This window comes from uncultured Turicibacter sp. (genome assembly GCF_938044715.1).
Taxonomy (GTDB): domain Bacteria; phylum Bacillota_I; class Bacilli_A; order MOL361; family Turicibacteraceae; genus Turicibacter; species Turicibacter sanguinis.
The window spans coordinates 1-19,197 of record NZ_CALIOS010000143.1; the positions used below are offsets into that span (position 1 = coordinate 1).

At 33.9% G+C, this 19,197-nt stretch carries 17 protein-coding genes and 1 tRNA gene; 3 read left to right on the forward strand and 15 right to left on the reverse strand.

The features are described from left to right. The first annotated feature begins 9 nt into the window (after positions 1-9). The 3 genes from QWC74_RS13535 to feoB are packed head-to-tail and all read left to right on the forward strand — an operon-like array spanning position 10 to position 2,556. A complete protein-coding gene (locus QWC74_RS13535; RefSeq protein WP_288994233.1) occupies positions 10-105 on the forward strand; it encodes a FeoA domain-containing protein in 96 nt (31 codons plus the stop codon). 13 nt (positions 106-118) lie between these two features. Beyond that, the gene (locus QWC74_RS13540) at positions 119-340 is read left to right on the forward strand and encodes a ferrous iron transport protein A (RefSeq protein ID WP_006785076.1); all 222 of its coding nucleotides are present in this window, start codon (positions 119-121) and stop codon (positions 338-340) included. Between the two features lie 47 nt (positions 341-387). Beyond that, on the forward strand, positions 388-2,556 hold the full coding sequence (gene feoB, locus QWC74_RS13545) for a ferrous iron transport protein B (RefSeq protein ID WP_006785075.1): 2,169 nt from the start codon (positions 388-390) through the stop codon (positions 2,554-2,556). A 203-nt stretch (positions 2,557-2,759) separates the two neighbouring features. On the opposite strand, the gene QWC74_RS13550 is transcribed toward feoB, so the two are convergent. From QWC74_RS13550 to QWC74_RS13620, 15 genes are all read right to left on the reverse strand, one after another. Continuing rightward, a tRNA-Ser gene (locus tag QWC74_RS13550) sits at positions 2,760-2,852 on the reverse strand. A 455-nt stretch (positions 2,853-3,307) separates the two neighbouring features. After that, positions 3,308-3,913 carry a thymidine kinase gene (locus tag QWC74_RS13555; protein ID WP_006785074.1) on the reverse strand — a complete coding sequence of 202 codons (606 nt, stop codon included), beginning with the start codon at positions 3,911-3,913 and terminating at the stop codon, positions 3,308-3,310. A 174-nt stretch (positions 3,914-4,087) separates the two neighbouring features. Continuing rightward, positions 4,088-4,969: an LD-carboxypeptidase gene (locus QWC74_RS13560; RefSeq protein ID WP_229040133.1), complete on the reverse strand. Its 882-nt coding sequence runs from the start codon at positions 4,967-4,969 to the stop codon at positions 4,088-4,090. A 19-nt stretch (positions 4,970-4,988) separates the two neighbouring features. Further along, positions 4,989-6,170 carry a M20 family metallopeptidase gene (locus QWC74_RS13565; protein ID WP_006785072.1) on the reverse strand — a complete coding sequence of 394 codons (1,182 nt, stop codon included), beginning with the start codon at positions 6,168-6,170 and terminating at the stop codon, positions 4,989-4,991. A 105-nt stretch (positions 6,171-6,275) separates the two neighbouring features. Then, a complete protein-coding gene (locus tag QWC74_RS13570; protein WP_129821392.1) occupies positions 6,276-8,633 on the reverse strand; it encodes an EAL domain-containing protein in 2,358 nt (785 codons plus the stop codon). A 134-nt stretch (positions 8,634-8,767) separates the two neighbouring features. Beyond that, positions 8,768-9,136, reverse strand: coding sequence for a proteasome assembly chaperone 4 family protein (locus tag QWC74_RS13575; RefSeq protein WP_006785069.1), 369 nt, complete (start codon positions 9,134-9,136; stop codon positions 8,768-8,770). A gap of 16 nt (positions 9,137-9,152) precedes the next feature. Next, positions 9,153-9,818: an ABC transporter permease gene (locus tag QWC74_RS13580; protein ID WP_237701277.1), complete on the reverse strand. Its 666-nt coding sequence runs from the start codon at positions 9,816-9,818 to the stop codon at positions 9,153-9,155. A gap of 77 nt (positions 9,819-9,895) precedes the next feature. Continuing rightward, positions 9,896-10,651 (reverse strand): ABC transporter ATP-binding protein, encoded by a 756-nt coding sequence (locus QWC74_RS13585; RefSeq protein ID WP_006785067.1) that lies wholly within the window; start codon positions 10,649-10,651, stop codon positions 9,896-9,898. Positions 10,652-10,661: 10 nt separating this feature from the next. Continuing rightward, a complete protein-coding gene (locus QWC74_RS13590) occupies positions 10,662-11,645 on the reverse strand; it encodes an ABC transporter substrate-binding protein (protein WP_006785066.1) in 984 nt (327 codons plus the stop codon). Continuing rightward, entirely contained in the window at positions 11,635-12,219 is a 585-nt protein-coding gene (locus QWC74_RS13595; protein WP_006785065.1) for a UbiX family flavin prenyltransferase, read from the reverse strand. Before QWC74_RS13595 ends, QWC74_RS13590 begins: the two co-directional genes overlap by 11 nt. Before the next feature lie 10 nt (positions 12,220-12,229). After that, positions 12,230-13,102 carry a UbiA-like polyprenyltransferase gene (locus QWC74_RS13600; RefSeq protein WP_006785064.1) on the reverse strand — a complete coding sequence of 291 codons (873 nt, stop codon included), beginning with the start codon at positions 13,100-13,102 and terminating at the stop codon, positions 12,230-12,232. Beyond that, entirely contained in the window at positions 13,089-14,909 is a 1,821-nt protein-coding gene (locus tag QWC74_RS13605) for a menaquinone biosynthesis decarboxylase (protein WP_006785063.1), read from the reverse strand. The genes QWC74_RS13600 and QWC74_RS13605 overlap by 14 nt, the downstream gene beginning before the upstream one ends. Positions 14,910-15,147: 238 nt before the next feature. Further along, positions 15,148-15,906, reverse strand: coding sequence for a MerR family transcriptional regulator (locus QWC74_RS13610; protein ID WP_006785062.1), 759 nt, complete (start codon positions 15,904-15,906; stop codon positions 15,148-15,150). A gap of 346 nt (positions 15,907-16,252) precedes the next feature. Further along, positions 16,253-18,220, reverse strand: coding sequence for a fructose-bisphosphatase class III (locus tag QWC74_RS13615; RefSeq protein WP_006785061.1), 1,968 nt, complete (start codon positions 18,218-18,220; stop codon positions 16,253-16,255). Between the two features lie 32 nt (positions 18,221-18,252). Continuing rightward, on the reverse strand, positions 18,253-18,585 hold the full coding sequence (locus QWC74_RS13620) for a hypothetical protein (RefSeq protein ID WP_006785060.1): 333 nt from the start codon (positions 18,583-18,585) through the stop codon (positions 18,253-18,255). Between the last annotated feature and the right edge of the window lie 612 nt (positions 18,586-19,197).

Below are 19,197 nucleotides of genomic sequence, written 5' to 3' on the forward strand. Positions count from 1 at the left end.
AGTCAGGTTATGGTTATCTCTAAGTTTGGTGGGAATTTCATTGTTAATGTAAAAGATACACGCGTTGCAATCGATGAATCGATGGCTAAACGTATTTTTGTTTAAGGGGGATGAAATAATGAGAACATTAAAATCAGCTACAATTGGTGAAACCGTCAAAGTTTTAAAGTTTAATGGTGAAGGTGCAACGAAGCGTCGTCTTATGGATATGGGAATTACAAAAGGAACATCTATTTATGTTCGTAAAGTTGCCCCACTTGGTGATCCAATCGAGGTAACGGTTCGTGGGTATGAGCTATCCCTTAGAAAATCTGATGCTGAAAATATTTTAATTGATTAATTTTTTTATAACGCAGTTAGTTTAGGCTAACTAATATAGGGGGACTAATGATGAGTTTAACTGTTGCACTTATAGGAAATCCAAACTGTGGGAAAACAACTACATTTAATGCTTTAACAGGAAGTAATCAATATGTTGGAAATTGGCCTGGAGTTACGGTTGAGAAAAAAGAAGGTCGTTTAAAAGGTCATAAAGATGTTACTATTGTTGATTTACCGGGAATCTATTCTTTATCACCTTATTCGCCTGAAGAAATTATTACACGAGAATTTTTAATTCATGAAAAACCAGATGTTGTTTTAAATATTGTGGATGCTTCTAATATTGAACGTAATCTTTACTTAACCACACAATTAATCGAATGTGGAATACCAGTAGTTATTGCATTAAATATGATGGACATTGTTGAAAAAAATGGGACAAAAATTAATATCAAAGCTCTTTCTAATCATCTAAACTGTCCTATTATACAAATGTCAGCTTTAAAAAACAAAGGATTAAAAGAATTAGTCAAGGCAGTCATTGAATCAAAATATTCTACGGTTACTTTAAAGCCGATTTTCAACCATAATGTTGAAGCAATTATCGATAATATTACGAATTTAATTAAAGCTCAGGTTAAACCATTTCAATCACGTTGGTATGCAATTAAGTTATTTGAGCGTGATCAAAAAGTTTTGAATTCCTTAAATTTAACTCAGTCAATTACAATGGAAATCGAATCAATGCTTGTATCATGCGAAGATTTGCTTGATGATGATAGCGAAAGTATTATTACGAATGGGCGTTATGATTTTATCGGGAATATTGTGAGTAAATGCGTGAAAAAAAATAATCATTCTACTTTAACACCATCAGATAAGATTGATCAAATTTTGACAAATCGTTGGCTGGCACTTCCCATATTCGCATTGATTATGTGGGGAATTTACTATATTGCGATTACCTCTGTCGGTTCGATTGCAACGGATTGGATTAATGACACGTTCTTTGGAGAGATTGTTCAGGGAAATGTAGCAACTTTCCTAGAAAGTATTAATACGGCTGATTGGTTAACAGGCCTAATTGTAGATGGAATTATTGGTGGGGTCGGGGCCGTGTTAGGATTTGTTCCTCAAATCATGATTTTATTCTTCTTAATCGCGATTTTAGAAGATTGTGGATATATGGCGCGTGTTGCCTTCATTATGGATCGTGTCTTTAGAAAATTTGGTCTATCTGGAAAATCATTTATTCCAATGTTAATTGGTTCTGGTTGTAGTGTACCTGCTGTTATGGCGAGTCGTACAATTGAAAATGAAAAAGATCGTAAGATGACGATTATGTTAACACCATTTATTCCTTGTGGTGCTAAGTTACCCGTGTTCGCCCTAATGGCAGGTGCTTTCTTCCCTACCATGTCTTGGGTTGCACCTTCAATGTATTTCTTAGGAATTACAATGGTTATTATTTCAGGTATCTTATTAAAACGTACTCGTTTATTTGCAGGAGATGCAGCTCCATTTATTATGGAGTTACCCGCTTATCACTTCCCTAGTATTAAAGGCTTATTTATCCACATGTGGGATCGTGCTAAGGCATTTATCTATAAAGCCGGAACTATTATCTTTGTAGCCTCTGGTTTAGTTTGGTTCTTACAATCATTTAACTGGTCGCTTGAAATGGTTGATGCCAGTGAAAGTATTTTAGCTTCAATCGGACGTATTATTGCTCCTATCTTCACTCCATTAGGGTTTGGAAATTGGCAAGCTGCTGTTGCAACATTGACTGGATTCTTAGCAAAAGAAAATGTGGTTGCAACATTCGGTGTCTTATTCGGATTAGGTGAAGAGATGAATGAGGAGTCAGTTGAATTACTTGGCACAATCCACTCATTATTCACTCCATTAAGTGCTTATGCATTTATGGCATTTACTTTACTTGCTGCGCCATGTTTTGCAGCAATTGGAGCTATTAAACGTGAAATGGCATCTTGGAAGTGGACATTAATCGCGATTGGCTACCAAACTGGTTTAGCTTACGTAGTTGCCTTCCTAATCTATCAAGTCGGAACAATCATTATCAATCATAACATCTCACCTTCAACTATTATCATTTCACTAATCGTTTTACTAGCACTGGGATTTGCTATCAGTAAGATTCGCCGTGATCATAAAGAAAGTAGTTGTGGATGTGGATGCTCAGGATGTAAATCCATTAATAAATGTTCTAAATAATCTAAATTTGGTTAATAGCTAAAGATAAAAACACGATAACCTCCCAAACTTTTATCTGTATATTCTATCTGATAGCTTTAACAATATATAAAAAGAGAACTCGAAACGAAGCCTGAGTTCTCTTTTCTTTTTACTTTATATAACTGTGAGTTTTAAAAATAAAAAAAAAGCCGCACATTCCTGTGCGACGTTATGTCAATTTATGGCGGAGGAAGAGGGATTCGAACCCCCGCTACGCTCTCACGTACTGTCGGTTTTCAAGACCGATCCCTTCAGCCGGACTTGGGTATTCCTCCGTATCAACAAAATTAATTATACATGACTCAAAACCTATTGTCAACAAAAGTTAATAATTTTTTTATTTTTTTTACTTCTAAATGATCTAATTCCTCATCTATAAACAACACATAGATTATACATATAAAAATTTCCTTCGTCTTTAATGATTCTATTTGCATAGAACCATTTGACGTAAGATTTGTTTCACTCAGTTTCGCTGAGCTTAACCACTCGATTCAGCCTTTTAGATATCTCTAACTGAGCTTGCGAAGTTTTAGAGTATCTTATCCTGTGTCACTAATGATTCTATCCGAGAATAGGAGGATTAGAATCATTAGTGACATAGGGTTTGTGTAATCTAGCTTCATCGAGCAGCTCCTCTATGAAATTTGATAAACTTGATTGGAGCAAAAAACGCTCCTGTCACTTTCTCTTCATTTCTACGATCTTCTAACCGCTTGTCTCAGCCTTTTTATTTATTTCTTAAATTTAGTGGATCTGGTAAATCTCTTACTTCATGGCAGTGACGACAACGTGGTTCGTATGCTTCTTTTGCCCCAACTTGGATGATTGGATCATGGTATGAAGCTGGTTGTCCATTAATTAGACGTTGTGAACGCGTAGCTGGTGCACCACAAACGCTACAAATTGATGTTAGTTTTGTTACGAATTCTGATTTTGTTAGTAGAATTGGCATTGTTCCGAATGGTTCCCCGCGGAAGTCTTTATCTAATCCTGCTACAATAACCCGAATTCCACGATCCGCTAGGTATTCTACTACGTCTACTACATTTTCTTCAAAAAATTGCACTTCATCGATTGCCACAGCATATGTTTTATCTGTGATGTGGTCTAAAATTTGAATCGGATGTTCAATTGGAATAGACGGCATTTTTAATCCACTATGTGATACCACTTCATCTTCACTATAACGATTATCAATAACCGGTTTAAATAAACAATATGGACGACGAGCAAAATCTAATCGTTTTAAACGACGAATTAATTCCTCTGTTTTACCTGCATACATACTCCCACAAATAGCTTCAACCCAACCCTCTTGACGGAAATCATACATTCTAAAAACCACCTTTCATCCTTCTGCATAATCAAACAAATTTAGTTGAATTTTGACACCCAACTAAAGCAACCTGATAATTATAACAGATATATATTTTAGGATTCAAGATAGATGCAAAAATGAAATTTTTTTCAGTAAAAACAAAAAAAGAGGAATTTCCTCTTTTTAATTTTATCCAATTTTTACCCGATGTTCATTCGGATTTAAACAAACTTTTGCTCCCATAGGAAGTGTTAAAAGGGGACTACAATGCCCGCTTTCAATCCCATAAGCAACTGGCTTCCCAAGCCCTTTTAACATTTTTTTTAATAATTTAGCTGAAGCCTTCTTATCAAAAACATTAAAATCACCAATCATGATTCCCGCTGCATCTTCAAGTTTGCCACTGTATTTGAGTTGAGTTAACAGTCGATCAATTGCATAAACCGGCTCATTCACTTCCTCAATAAATAAAATCTTATCCTTCGTATCAATCTCATAAGGTGTTCCAAGCGTCGAGCAAATGATTGTAAGATTTCCACCAACTAATATTCCCTCCACTGAATCTTTGGTATCATCATAGTAAGAAATATCCGTTAATTCTACAGGTTTAGCTTCTATTATCACATGCTTAGCACTTTGTAGAGTCACCTCATCCTTTAACATCAAGTCTTTCAACATCGGACCATGATAAGTAATTAGATTATGACATTGATTTAAGTAAATATGTAGATAGGTAATATCGCTATATCCTACAAATGGTTTTGGATATTTTGAAAATTTAAAATTCTTCAAATATGGGATGATTCGATTACAGCCATAACCACCTCGCATGCACAAAATCGCATCAACCTCATCATCAGCAAACATCATAATCAAATCCTCTGCTCGTCGACGATCTGACATGCCAGCTAGGTATCCTTTTCTTTCATAACAACTCGGTGCAACCACTACATCAAATCCCAATTCTTTTAACGTCGCTTCCCCCTTAAAAACTGTTTCTACTTCTAGGGGCCCCGCTAATGCTACAATTCCTATTTTTCCTCCTGGTAACAAGGCTTTTGGTTGAATCATCCCCATCCATCTCTCTTTCTTAGTTTTGTAATAGTTTAAGAGTTGATAAAACTTGTAAGCAAACCCCTACTTTAATTGCTTCCTCATCAATATCAAACGTATTTTCGTGTAATGTTGCCTCAATTCCTTTTTTCTTATTTGAAGTTCCTAAACTGTAAAAACAAGATGGAACAGCCTGTGAAAAATATGCGAAATCTTCCACTCCAAGACTTGGATGGTCAAAGATAACAATATTCGTCTCACCTAATAAATCAGTGGCGACTTCTTTTACTTCATCAACTATGTAATTATCATTAATTAATGGCGCATACCCTTCTTCAATTTCAACGAAGGCGTTCCCCCCATAAGCTTTACCTGTACTTTCAACGACTTCCACAATTCGTTTTTTCATAAAAGTTCTTGTTTCAAGATCGAGTGTTCTTAGCGTCCCTCTAATGGTTACGTCATTACACACAATATTTCCTGCACTACCACCTTCAATCATTCCAAGGCTAATGACCGCAGAATTAAATGGGGATAAGTTACGACTTACAATTGTCTGTAGTGCTAAAATAATATTAGAAGCTATTACAATGGCGTCAATTCCATCTTGTGGATAAGCCCCATGAGCTTGTTTTCCTTGCACCTTAATCGTTAGCGTATCACTTGCCGCATGACATTTTCCATAATGGAATCCAATTTCACCAACTTGTAGTGTCGGGCGTACATGTAATCCAAGACAATGTTCAACATGTGGATTTTCTAAACATCCCGCTTCAATCATCGTCTTAGCCCCACCTACTGTTTCCTCAGCAGGTTGGAAAAAGAGTTTTACATTTCCCTTAAACTCATCTTTCAAACTTTGTAAAACAAATGCTGTTCCAAGTAAAATAGTCGTATGAACATCATGTCCACAAGCATGCATCTTCCCCGGATTTAACGATATGTAATCCGTTTTATTGACCTCTTGAATCGGAAGTGCATCAATATCCGCTCTTAACCCAATTGTTTTCCCGTCCGATGCACCTTCAATCAATCCTACAATTCCTGTTTCTCCAATTAACTGATCTATTTTAATTCCTGTTTCTTTCAAATAACTTTTAATTTTCGATGATGTCCGATATTCCTCTAATCCTAACTCAGGATGACGATGAAAATCTCGTCGAATTTCAACTAACGTCGGATAAATGGCGTCCACCATTTCTTTCACCTTTTGCTTCACATTTAAGCGCCTCCCCTAGTTTGAATACAGTACATCTCATTATATGTAAGTAGGGGCTTATCTTATGAATATAAAAAAAGCCCATCCTATAGGATGAGCTTTAGTTTAAATTAATTTTAATGCTTCTTCTTCACAGACTGGTTTTGAAAAATAATAACCTTGAATATAATCTATCTTCAAAGACTGTAACAATTTTAAATCTTCTTCATACTCTACTCCCTCTGCTACAACTGGTAAAGATAAAGTATGTGCTATATTAACGATCAATTTGACTAATCTAATAAATTCCTCACCTTGACTCATTCCTCTAACAAAGCTTTGATCAATTTTAACCTGAGATAATGGCAAATGAACTAAATAATTTAATGAAGAATATCCTGTCCCAAAATCATCGAGTGAAATCTTTACGCCTAACGCTTTTAACGCTTTAAGTTTCTTCGTATTTTCCTTCATATTTTCCATTAAAACTGTCTCAGTAATCTCAATTCCAATGAGACTTGGTGAAACACCAACTTTTTCAATCAATGATTTAAACTTATCCACAAAATTATGATTCATAATTTGCAAAGCAGAAATATTCATCGAAACAACCAATAGTTTAGTTGAATATTCATTTACCTTTTTTGCAAAGCGACATGAGTGTTCAATGATATAATCGCCAATTTCATCAATCATACGACACTCTTCAATCATTTTAATAATATCAATAATGGATACGTGCTGATATTTTGGATTATCCCATCTAAACAACGCCTCAAATCCTTGTAGTTGTTTATCACAAGTATATTGAGGTTGATAAAATAACGTAATTTCATTATTTTTAATAGCATCTCGTAAATCCATCTCGAGTTCGAGTGCAAATAACCGCTCCTTCTCTAAATCATCAGTGTAAATGACGAATTGATTTTTACCTTTTTCTTTTGCTCGGTAGAGTGCTAAATCACCTTGAAGTAATAAGTGATCCACATCAATATCACGCCCTTTGCTATTTACAATCCCCATACTAACTGAGATGATATTTGTCTTATCTCCTTTGCTAAACTCTGTTTTCATTTCTAATAAGATTTCATTAATCTTATTCATTAAATCAGTTTCAGAATTTAGATTTTTCCACACAACGACAAACTCATCGCCTCCAATACGAGCAACAAAAGCATCTTCACAAAGTGAAATTAGTTTTTTAGAAATCAGCAACAAGGCCTCATCTCCATAATGATGTCCAAAACTATCATTTAATTTTTTAAAGTTGTCTAAATCCATAAACATAACTGTTAAATTTAATTGAGCTTTTTCTGATTCAATATATTTGTATAAACTACGTCTATTATGCAGCCCAGTTAAAAAATCAGTATAAGCTAATCGTTTAATATGCTCTTGTGTTTTAATATCTTCCGTCACCTCACGCATCAGTGCGACAATCCCAATCATTTTATTTGCAATATCAAAAACAGGTGCCTTATAAATTTCAGCAATTCGTTCCTCACCCCGTAACTCAAACTGACGGATAAATTTTTGACTACATCCTTCTTTGATGACAGTCTGATCTTCATAAGCAATGACCGCATTAAATGACTTATCTAATTCTGAAATTTTATATCCCACGATTGATTCTCGTGATTTGTTGTAATATTCCATAAACTTAGAATTTACATCAATGATTGTTCCATCTAATTCTTTTAAACATATGGCAAATGGAATATTTTCTAAAATCATTTGAAGTTTGGCATCTTTGTTTCTAAGTTCTGTGACATCTCGTGCAATCCCTATTGTTCCAATGACTTCATCCAATTCATCAACGACCGGGGCTTTGTAAATATTAAATTCACGATATCCTTTTTTCCCGGGAATCACTTCCTCAAAAACAATTTGTCGTCTTTCATTCATGACAATCAAATCATACTCTCGACATGTCTCTCCAATTTTTCCATCCCATACAAAGGAATCATCCCGCCCAAAAATAACATCATCGTCTTTACCTGAATGTTCTCTAAACTCACGATTCACTTTAATATATTGACTATCTGTATTTTTGAACCATGCCATATAAGGAGTATTATTTAATAAAGCATCAAATTGTAATTGACTATTTTTAGATTCTCTAAGCACAGATATATATCTCAAATAACTTTTAACTTTCAACTTAAGTTCTTCTATATGAAGAGGTTTCACAAGATAATCATGAACTCCCATCTCAATAAATGATGCTAAATTTTTCTTTTTCTCAACAACAATTAAAACAGGTTTGTTATCATATAATGAACAATTCTTTAACTCTTTTAAGTGTGATAGGGCATGTTTATCATCCTCAATAATGATGAAATCAAATTCTTTTATTATAATCTCACGATGTGTTTCAAATTTTAAAGCATATTGTTGAAGAAATTCGTATGAAACTTTTTTTAACATTTTTTCAATGTCATGATTAGCACTAATAATTAATACCTGGATGTCTCTTTGTTTCATGATATTTCCCTCAAATCTTAAACGAATTTTGTCAATTAATATTATTATAATCAAAAAGAGGTGTAACTTATATAAAAACTCGATAATTTTATCCACAAAAAAAGCTATTATCCATTATAGATAATAGCCTATCTCTATTTTAATTGTCCAATGATTTGAGTCATCATTTGATTAATAAGTGTCAGTAAATCGTTAATCTCATTAAAAGTAATATCCTTAATATGAATTCCACAAGTTACAACAACAGTTACACCTAGCTCTTTTACTAATCGTTTCGCACATTTTAATACCACATCATCTTCTTTGTGTCCCGGAACTGTTAGTAAAGAAACCGAGGTTGTCTTTTTAGAAATATCATGTGGCATATCAACAGGAATTCCTAACGCTACAGCTCCAATATGAGGAATATCTCCACCTTCGATTGTGATATTTAAATCGTTCCCCATTTTAATGATTCGGCATTTAATGTTGTGTTCTTTAAATTTTTCACTAATAACTAACATCTTAACTCACCTCAAATTAATTTCGTTTATAGCGACAGCAAATACTTTCTAAATAATCAATTAAGATGAACAATATTAGACCAACTAAACTTAACACGACAATTCCTGAATACATGTCTATATAGTTGATACGCGACCATGAATCTTGAATAAAGTAACCTAATCCTTGCTTTGTTCCGTAGGCTTCTGCAAAAAATAATACAGAAAAAGCCGTCCCAATTGATAGACGAATATTCGTTAACACCTCTGATAAAATAGCCGGGAATGTAACATGTAAAAATAGTTGCCAACGATTCGCTCCAAGACTGATGAGTGGATTATAAAGTTCACCCTCTACATTTAAAACAGCGTCGCGTACCGATACGATGACCTGAAATACGGTAATTAACACGATAATCACGATTTTAGATTTATCCCCAAGTCCATATAATGTCATTACCACAGGCAATAAAGCCGTTTTGGGGACAGGATAAACAAAATAGACGAGTGGGTTTAATAATTTATTACATCGCTTAGAATATCCCATCAAAAGTCCAACAAGTGAGCCAATAGTAAAAGAGATTAAGAGTCCGACAAAAATGCGATACAGACTCGCAAGGATATGAACATAAAATCCATTTTCAAAAAGGGTTGGTAAATTCAAATAAACTTTACCTGGCATCGGTAAGCTTCGAGTATCCATCAAGAACGATCCTATGATCCAAATAATATTTAACAAGATGAACCCTTTGATAAAGCTCCATAATTTTTCTAATGAAGTCAATTCGCCCACCCCTTTTTAATTAATTTTTTCATATGATCGTATAATGTTAAATATTCAGGGTGTTGTCTGAAATGATTGTTGTTGAAAAGTGGATTTTCAATTATTTCTGTAATTTGTCCTGGAGTATTCGACATGATGATAATTTTTTTTCCCATATATAATGCTTCATCGATACTATGTGTGACGAAGAAGGTGTTAATCTGATTTTCTTGCCAAATTTTTAAGAATAGTTCCTGTGCATCTTCTTTGATAATGGCATCTAGTGCTGAAAAAGCTTCATCCATTAAGAGTAAGTCAGGCTGCATTAGGAAACTGCGTACCATTGAGACACGTTGCTTTTGTCCCCCCGAGAGTTCACTTGGATATCTTTTGTTAAGAGCATCAATATTTAATGTCTTCATCATCTCATTCATTTTATTCAATGTTTCATTTGTTACTTTTTCGCGTTTAATTTTAAAAGATAATAAACAATTTTCTTCGACTGTTTTCCACGGTAAAAGCCCAAAATTTTGAGGAATAAATCCTATCTTATGAAGATGAGGGTTAAGCTCCTCCCCGTTTAGAAGAACTTGACCCTCATACTCTTTGATTATTCCAGATAAGACATTTAGAAGTGTTGACTTCCCACACCCAGATGGTCCAATAATGGCACAGATATCATGACTATCTGCTGTGAAATTAATATTTTCTAATGCCTTAACCTCTTTATTTTTGCTTTTATAGGAAACAGATAAGTGATTTACCTGTATCATAAAAGCCTCCTTATTGCATCGCGATGTTGTTGATTACATCAGCTGCTTTAATGTCTTTAGTTAATAAACCCTTATCTTTTGACCAGTCTAATACTTTTTGGACATTTTCTTCAGCTGGTAAGTAGTTGTGTAAGTACTCAGGTAAAATGATATTTCCACGCATTTCATCTGAATAATTTGCTGCATTGATGATTACATCTTCAAATTCAGCGATATCTGTGTTGTTAATATAATCGATTGCTTTATTATACGCCTTGTAGAATCCTTGAACAGCTTCTTTATTTTCATCAATTACTTCTTGTAAGAAAGCTGTCACTGAAATCATGATATCTTCATTGTAGATTTTATCTACTTCTTTTGCTCCATTTGCAATAGCCGTATCATTAAATGGTGTTGGTAAAATAGCTGCATCCACTTGGTTGTTTTGTAATGCTTCTAAACGAGCTGGCATAGCAGGAATTGCAATTTTTTCAATATCAGCTACTGTCATTCCGTTACTAATCGCTAAATAATCTGATAAATAATCAATCATTGTATTTTCTGAAATCGCCATCGATTTTCCTTTTAAATCAGCTAGCGTAGAAATTCCTGATTCAGGTGTTGCTACTAATGTCCAAGAACCATTTGTCGTCCCTGTGATTTGCATGTTAATATCAGAATTTTGATAAATTGAAATCGCAACTTCATCGCATAAAACTCCGTCTAATTCCCCTGCTTGTAAAGCCGCATCGCGATCTTTTGCTGCTGCGAATACTTGTAAATCAAGATCAATCCCCTCTTCAGTGAAATAACCTTGATCTTGTGCGATGATTAATGGAACAACATCAATCGAACTCATGACTCCAAAGCTTAATTTAGTTAATTCTGTTGTCTCAGTCGTTTCTGATCCTTCAGGAGTTGGTGTTACTTGCTCCTCTTTTTGATCACCACATGCAGCTAACATTGTTGTGGCCATCAAAGCTACTGCCATTAGTGAAAATTTCTTAATCTTCATAGTTTGTATCCTCCCATTTTTTAAATAAATTATGATTTATATTAAGATAGCTTAATACCTTTCCTACAACGAAATTAACTAAGTCTTCTAAAGTTTGTGGATGGTGGTAAAATCCAGGCATCGCCGGAATAATAGTAGCACCTACTTTTGAAAGATGACACATATTTTCAAGATGAATCGTATTGAACGGAGTCTCTCTCGGTACAATAATTAATTTACGTCCTTCTTTTAGTGCAACATCTGCTGCACGACATAGTAAATTTCTAGATAATCCATGGCTAATTTCTGCTAAAGTCCCCATTGAACAAGGCATCACAATAACAGCATCAAATCCATGTGAACCACTTGCCACTCCAGCAAATAAATTCTGATTATCTTCTAACTTAACAGTTGGTTGATTTAGTTCTCGGATCCATTGCTTTAAATCTAAAGAGAGCTCATATTTAAAGACTTGCTTTCCTTTATCCGTCGCAATAACATGAACCAAGTAACCCTTTGATGCAAGTTCTTCAATCAATCGTTTGGCATAAATACTACCACTTGCTCCTGTGATTCCAACAACAATTTTTTTCATGATTAATCTCCTAAATTAAACAATCAAGTAATCCTGTCACTAAAAATACAATACTGATAACTTGATTAATACTATAAGAAGCGATTTTAACATTTGTTAAATTATCTGGCTTCACTAACCTGTGTTGAATTACAAATAATACCATATTTATTAATAAACCGCCATAATAAATTATACCCAATTGCGGAGCTAATAAGCCAACCATAAGTAAGAAAATGACAGCTAAAACATGAAATACCGATGAAATATGTAAGGCATTTTTCACTCCAAAGCGAGCCGGAATGGAATGAATTCCATTTTTCGTATCAAAATCATAATCTTGAGCACCGTAAATGATATCAAACCCTGCTACCCATAATGTATTAGCAGCTCCCATCGCAAGTGGAATTAATGAAATTTTTCCTGTTACGGCAAGCCATGCTCCAACTGGTGCTGCTGCCGAAGTAATTCCAAGGACTAAGTGACACATCCAAGTAAAACGTTTCGTGTATGAATAAATCGTCATTAAGAATAACGCGATTGGGGATAAGATAAAACAAATGGTATTTAACTGCCATGCTGCAAAGACCATAATAGCAAAACAGATCACAACAAAAATTAAAATTTCTTTTTTATTCATTAATCCCTGTGGTAATTGACGTGTTGCTGTTCGTGGATTTTTGGCATCAATTTCAGCATCAATGACACGATTTAAGGCATTCGCTCCTGTTCGGGCTGACATAAATGCAACTAAAATCCAAAAGATAACTCTAAAATTTAACTTTCCATTTCCTGCAAGTAACATTGAAATTAAAGCAAATGACAATGAGAAAATGGTATGTGAGAACATGACTAGTACTCCGTAGTCATTAATTTTTTTTCCTATTTTCTTAATCAATTCCATACTCACTCCATCTACGTGTGACTTTTTCTTTTACATCATCTGACATGACAATATCATCTGGCCAAACGCGTTGATGACCATCCATTGCTAACTTTTTCGTTGCATCGATTCCTAAACGATGCCCAAACTGTTCAGATGGAACCTCACGAATGACTAAATCACGCATAGCATCAATATTATTAAAGACTTTCCATGCAACTTTTGATGTATCTGTTGAATCAACATCCTCGTCAACAACAATTAAGAATTTATTATATTTCATAGCATCTTGTGACCATAATTCTTCCATTAACTGACGCACATCATCCTTGCTTTCTTTTTTGATTGAAACAACTAGGCATCCTTGTAAAACGTCTGACATTGGATAATCAAAATTTAATATTTTTTCATGAGTTGATAAGTATGCCGTCATATCGTCTTGGATTTTAATGTCCCATTTCGATTCAGTTCCTTCAACGTCAAATTTACGAGTCGCATCGACTCCTAATCTATAACCATAATGATCAGTTGATGAGGCATGATCTAGGGCATCAAGCGGACCTTGCGAGAAGACTAAATCTTTTGTCATGTCCAAACTTTCAAAGACTTGTTTAGCAACAGCTTTAGTATCATGTGGATTAATGTCAGCATCAACGACGATAATCATTTTAGCGTACATCATTTGCCCCATTCCCCATAAAGAGTTCATCACTTTTTTACCATGACCTGGGAATCGTTTTTTGATTGAAACGATGACACAGTTATGGAATACCCCTTCAAATGGTAATGAGTAATCCACAATTTCTGGATAAATCATTTTTAATAACGGTAAAAATGCACGTTCTGTTGCTTTACTCATATAGCAATCTTCCATTGGTGGACGTCCAACAATCGTCGCTGGATAAACTGGATTTTTCTTATGAGTTATGCATGTCACGTGGAAGGCTGGATACATATCTGCTAATGAATAGTACCCCGTATGATCCCCAAATGGACCTTCTAAACGTAACGCTTCATTTACATCCACATATCCCTCTAATATAAATTCGGCATCTGCTGGTACGTAAATATCGTTTGTAATCGATTTAACCATCTTAACTGGACGCTTACGTAAATATCCTGCAAACATCATTTCATCAATCATTTTTGGTAATGGTGAAATGGCTGAGAAAATTAAGGCTGGATCACATCCAATCGCGACTGAAACTGGCATCTTACCACCTAATTTACGATACTTATCATAAATTTCTCGACCATCTTTATGCCAATGCCAGTGCATTCCTGTCGTGTTCTTATCAAAGATCTGCATGCGGTACATCCCCGTGTTTTGAACACCTGTATCTGGGTCTTTTGTCATAACTAAAGGTAACGTAAAGAATTTTCCTCCATCATCTGGCCAACACTTTAAAACTGGAAGTGTGGATAAGTCAGGATCATGCTCAATTACTTCCTGACACGCTCCTTTAATAGGTAATTTCCAAGGTAAAACAGCTAACAAACGCATTAAGTTTGGCACTGATTTAATCAGACTTGGAATTTTCATATAATTTTGCATATTAATTAAATCTGCAATATCTCGCTCAACATCTTCTAATTTTTCAACGCCAAGTGCCCAGCTCATTCGCTCTTCACTTCCCATTGAATTAATTAAGACAGGATAATCAGATCCTTTAACATTTTCAAATAATAAAGCCTTACCGTAATTTTTAGACACTCGATCCGTAATTTCTGTAATTTCTAAATCGGCATCGACTTCGGCTTTAACGCGGACTAATTCCCCTCTATCTTCTAAAAATCGCATAAAATGCTGAATATCTTTAAAAGCCATCCGTATATCCCTCCTCAAATATGTGATATCTTCTTCTAGCTTTGAGCTTATCGATACTTTTTCACTATATTATCGTCAAAATTCTTCAAAAATTTTGAACCATTCTCTATTATAAATTGTTTCATATGAGGATGGCTATATAAAAATGATATCTTGTTAAGATTTTAACAAAAAAACATAAAATATTTCTTATATTTATATTTAAAAGGGACATCTCAAATGAAATGTCCCTCTCTTATTATTTTGTATATACCAGGATAGCATCGCATAAAAATTGTGCAGCTCCTGGTTTTATTTTTTCATCATAGTAAGCTGTAAATCGTGGGTCCGCTACATACATTTGGGCCAAGCCTGCGTGGGCTTCTTTACTATATGATGGCCATGTATACCCTAACCATTCATGATGTTTTTTAGCTAAAACTTGAGCGAGTTCACTTTCTGGATTATTAGTCTCCATCGCCTCTTCAAGTAATGCTAAAATTTCATATGATAATTGGTTCATTGCTTCATATTGTTCTTTTGATAAGTTTTTGAATTGTTTATTAGAATGATTAATGACATCTTCTCCGTATTTTTCACGAAGTTCCTGTCCATATCTTTGTTCGTTTTCTTCAATTAATTGTTTTTTTAATCCTTCAAATTTTTGTTTATCTGTCATTTTTATCTCTCCTTTACGAGATTGAATCGTTAATTGTACGGTTTCAATCATAGTATCAATCTGTTTTCTTTTTTCAAGGAGTTTTTGATAATGGTCTTGTAAAGCTTGCATATCATCAAACTGTGGATTGTTGATTATCTGTTTAATCTCATCAAGTCCAACGCCTAATTCTTTATAAAATAAAATCTGTTGAAGTTGATCAACTTCTTTTTGTGAGTAGATACGATATCCTGACGAACTCATTCGAGCCGGCTTTAACAAATCAATTTCATCATAATAACGTAACGTTCTCGTACTAATCCCTGCAAGATGTGCTAACTTTAAAATAGTATATTCCATCTTCAAATTCCTCCTTTCATCTTTATCATACAGGTTAACGTTGCGTAAAGGTCAACTACTTTTTTGACTATTGTAAATAAAATCTTGTAAATTGTTTAGGGCTAGTTTTTCTCATCTGAACTATATTTCTCACTATAATCTATTTTAATGAATTAAAGTTTTAATTTCGTGAATTATCTTTTGTTTTATCTATCATTACTTTTGAAAATTTCACAAACTATTTCCTTTATTAAAAAGAGGTGTCCACTCTGACATGGAAACCTCACTTCAAACATAGAAATACTGAAAAAATAAGTTTACGATAGACATAGACTATCCAATGATCAAACTTTTATACAGAAGATTTTTAAAATTTCATAGAGCCTCGACGATAGGAATTTAAAAGTAATTTCAAATCATCAATCTGATCCATTAATTCAAGGCCAACATCAGTGTCCCTTACCCGCTTTCTTACTAATATTTTTTCGACAACGACTCTTGTGGATAAAATATCTAATTCAAGAGCGATGGCTTTTTCCGTTGATTCGAAAGGTTCGTGAGCGACAATTTGTAGCCCGTATGAATTATAAATCAGCGTATAGCCTGCAATCCCCGTTTTCCGTTGATACGTCCTCGAAAATCCACCATCAATGACAAGCAATTTTCCATTTGCTTTAATCGGACTTTCACCATCCTTTTTTTTAACGGGAACATGTCCATTAACAATACGAGACTCGCATTGATCAAGTCCAAATTCTTCAAAAATCAAGTTACACATTTCTTCATCATCACGAAACTTATAATAGGCATTCTTTTTCTCAACCATGAGCTTTTTATCTTCTAAAAAATAGCGTTCAAACATTGTCATTGATTCTTTTCCAAATAAAGAGGATTTTGCCCCACACCATAAATACCACATGATATCCATCCCATACTGCTTATCTTCAAGATTATTTTGATTAAAATAACCCTCTCTTGCCATAACTTCAAATTGATCTAGTAGTTTTTTTCCTTTATACCGTTTATTTTGAATCGTCATTTCTTGAAATGTTTTATCCTCATTCATGGGAATGCATCCATGAAATAAGAGATTCGAATTATATTTTAAATACATGCTGCCACACTTAAACAAAAAACGCACATGTTTTTGTAATTTGTCACTGTTAATAAAAGAAATCGTTAGGCGTTCAATAACATTTCTCTCTTCATCTGTTAGCTCATATGGCTGATGAGGATTAATCGTTGGAAAATGGGTATCAGTCAGTGGATAAGTTTGTCCGTTTAAATCAATTGTTCCTGCTTCATAATTGATTTTATGTAATAAAAGTCGATGTGTCATTTCAAATTCTGGATGTTTCGTGATGATATCATACTCTAATTTTAATTGAATAATCGTAATTGCTTTATGCATTTTGGAAATTAGTTCAAATTCTCCCATCGCATAATCTTCCTTACGATTATCTAAAATTTGAAAGGCATGACATGGATCATCTTGATAGGCATGCATAGCAAAAGTTGCAAGTGGCAATAAGTTGATACCGTAGGCATCTTCTATAACATCTAAATTATTATAACGTGCTGAAACTCTTAAAACGTTGGCGATACAAGCCTGATGACCAGATGCAGCGCCCATCCACACAATATCGTGATTTCCCCATTGGATATCGACGCTATGATAGTTCAAAAGAGTATCCATAATAATATCGGGCCTTGGTCCACGATCGTAAATATCTCCGATAATGTGTAGGCGATCAATAACAAGACGTTGAATAAGATTAGATAAGGCAATAATAAACTCCCGTGCCTTTCCGACTTCAATAATCGTATTAATGATTCCATCATAGTAATCATGCTTATCAATGCCATTTTCTTGCTCATGTAACAATTCTTCAATGATATATCGAAAATCCTCTGGTAAAGCTTTTCTAACTTTAGACCGCGTGTACTTACTTGAAGCATTTCGACAAAGTTCAATGAGTCGATATAAATTAACTCGGTACCAGTCATCCATCTTGTCAAATTGCTTTTCAACCATCTCAATTTTTTGTTCTGGATAATAGACCAACGTAGCTAGTGACTTTTTCTCGCTATCTAGCAAGGTATTTCGAAAAACTTCTTCAATCTTAACCTTTACAACTCCTGAACCATTTTTTAAAACATGTATAAAAGGTTCATACTCCCCATGAATATCTGTCAAAAAATGTTCTGTTCCTTTCGGTAAGTTCAATATTGCTTCTAAATTAATAATTTCTGTAGCAGCACTATCAATACTTGGAAAACTTTTACCAAGTAATTTCAAATGTTTTTCTCGTGTACTTTTCTGATCATCCCTCATTGTTTTCCCCTACTTTTCAGACTTATCCCCAATTATGCTGATTTTACATTATTCTCAATTTTTTTAAGTGTTAATTCAAGTATCATTTCATTTATATTATAAAAGTTTCCTAATTCATCACGATAAAACCAAGGTGCTTTTAAAGTTTCAATATGGGAAATTGAATCATAGACGGTAATCCAATGCATATATTCATCTTTGCATTGTTCTTCAATTAATTGTTGTAATTTTTGTTGTGACCAATAATGATTGACTACAATATTGTTTGCCCCCGTTTTATCCGCATAGTCCATTAATTCCTGAATAGCTAAATCTAATTTATTTTGTTTGATTAGATTTTTGATTACAATCACTTCACATTTCATATTTTATTCATCCCCTTCATTTTATAAGATTAATAATTAAATTAACCTTTTTCCTTCCCCCTAATCCGTTTTTTCACAAATTGTCTTTCTTATCAAAAAGAGACTTCCGATTCATTCGGAAGCCTCTTTTCAATTAGGGTAAAAAACATTTTAACAAGAATAAACGGATTGTTATCGCTTGGCAATTTAACGTTATAATCTTTTCTTGTACAATTTGGATTCTATCACAGTTCCTTACCAAAAGAAAGCGTTATTACTATTTTCACAAATTAAAATAATTTGCTAAATTTTACCTTACAACTTTACTTCTATTGATTCTAAAAAAAATGACGACTTGTTCATGCTGTATTGTTTTTTATGCTTTCACACATCAATGATAAAGCAGTCTCATTATCAGATACATTTTTAATTTTATGATTTTATTTAATAGTACGGTAACAAAAATCCAGATTATATCCTATCAAAAGAACGAAATGAAAAAATATTCGAAAAATAAGATAAAAAGGTTCTATAATATTTGGTGTTGCTAACTAAGCAACGCCTTTTTTATGGCATCAAAAAAAGAGACATCAAGTCTCTATCCTGTTACAATGTTATCGGCTAAAACAATAT

Coding starts and splice junctions, on each gene's coding strand:
- QWC74_RS13600 (WP_006785064.1), bottom strand. CDS start 13,102: ATGGAATTGATTAAGAAAATAGGAAAAAAAATTAATGACTACGGAGTA.
- QWC74_RS13570 (WP_129821392.1), bottom strand. CDS start 8,633: ATGAAACAAAGAGACATCCAGGTATTAATTATTAGTGCTAATCATGAC.
- QWC74_RS13610 (WP_006785062.1), bottom strand. CDS start 15,906: ATGGAATATACTATTTTAAAGTTAGCACATCTTGCAGGGATTAGTACG.
- feoB (WP_006785075.1), top strand. CDS start 388: ATGATGAGTTTAACTGTTGCACTTATAGGAAATCCAAACTGTGGGAAA.
- QWC74_RS13595 (WP_006785065.1), bottom strand. CDS start 12,219: ATGAAAAAAATTGTTGTTGGAATCACAGGAGCAAGTGGTAGTATTTAT.
- QWC74_RS13560 (WP_229040133.1), bottom strand. CDS start 4,969: ATGATTCAACCAAAAGCCTTGTTACCAGGAGGAAAAATAGGAATTGTA.
- QWC74_RS13620 (WP_006785060.1), bottom strand. CDS start 18,585: ATGAAATGTGAAGTGATTGTAATCAAAAATCTAATCAAACAAAATAAA.
- QWC74_RS13585 (WP_006785067.1), bottom strand. CDS start 10,651: ATGATACAGGTAAATCACTTATCTGTTTCCTATAAAAGCAAAAATAAA.
- QWC74_RS13615 (WP_006785061.1), bottom strand. CDS start 18,220: ATGAGGGATGATCAGAAAAGTACACGAGAAAAACATTTGAAATTACTT.
- QWC74_RS13605 (WP_006785063.1), bottom strand. CDS start 14,909: ATGGCTTTTAAAGATATTCAGCATTTTATGCGATTTTTAGAAGATAGA.
- QWC74_RS13575 (WP_006785069.1), bottom strand. CDS start 9,136: ATGTTAGTTATTAGTGAAAAATTTAAAGAACACAACATTAAATGCCGA.
- QWC74_RS13555 (WP_006785074.1), bottom strand. CDS start 3,913: ATGTATGATTTCCGTCAAGAGGGTTGGGTTGAAGCTATTTGTGGGAGT.
- QWC74_RS13580 (WP_237701277.1), bottom strand. CDS start 9,818: ATGGATACTCGAAGCTTACCGATGCCAGGTAAAGTTTATTTGAATTTA.
- QWC74_RS13535 (WP_288994233.1), top strand. CDS start 10: ATGGTTATCTCTAAGTTTGGTGGGAATTTCATTGTTAATGTAAAAGAT.
- QWC74_RS13590 (WP_006785066.1), bottom strand. CDS start 11,645: ATGAAGATTAAGAAATTTTCACTAATGGCAGTAGCTTTGATGGCCACA.
- QWC74_RS13540 (WP_006785076.1), top strand. CDS start 119: ATGAGAACATTAAAATCAGCTACAATTGGTGAAACCGTCAAAGTTTTA.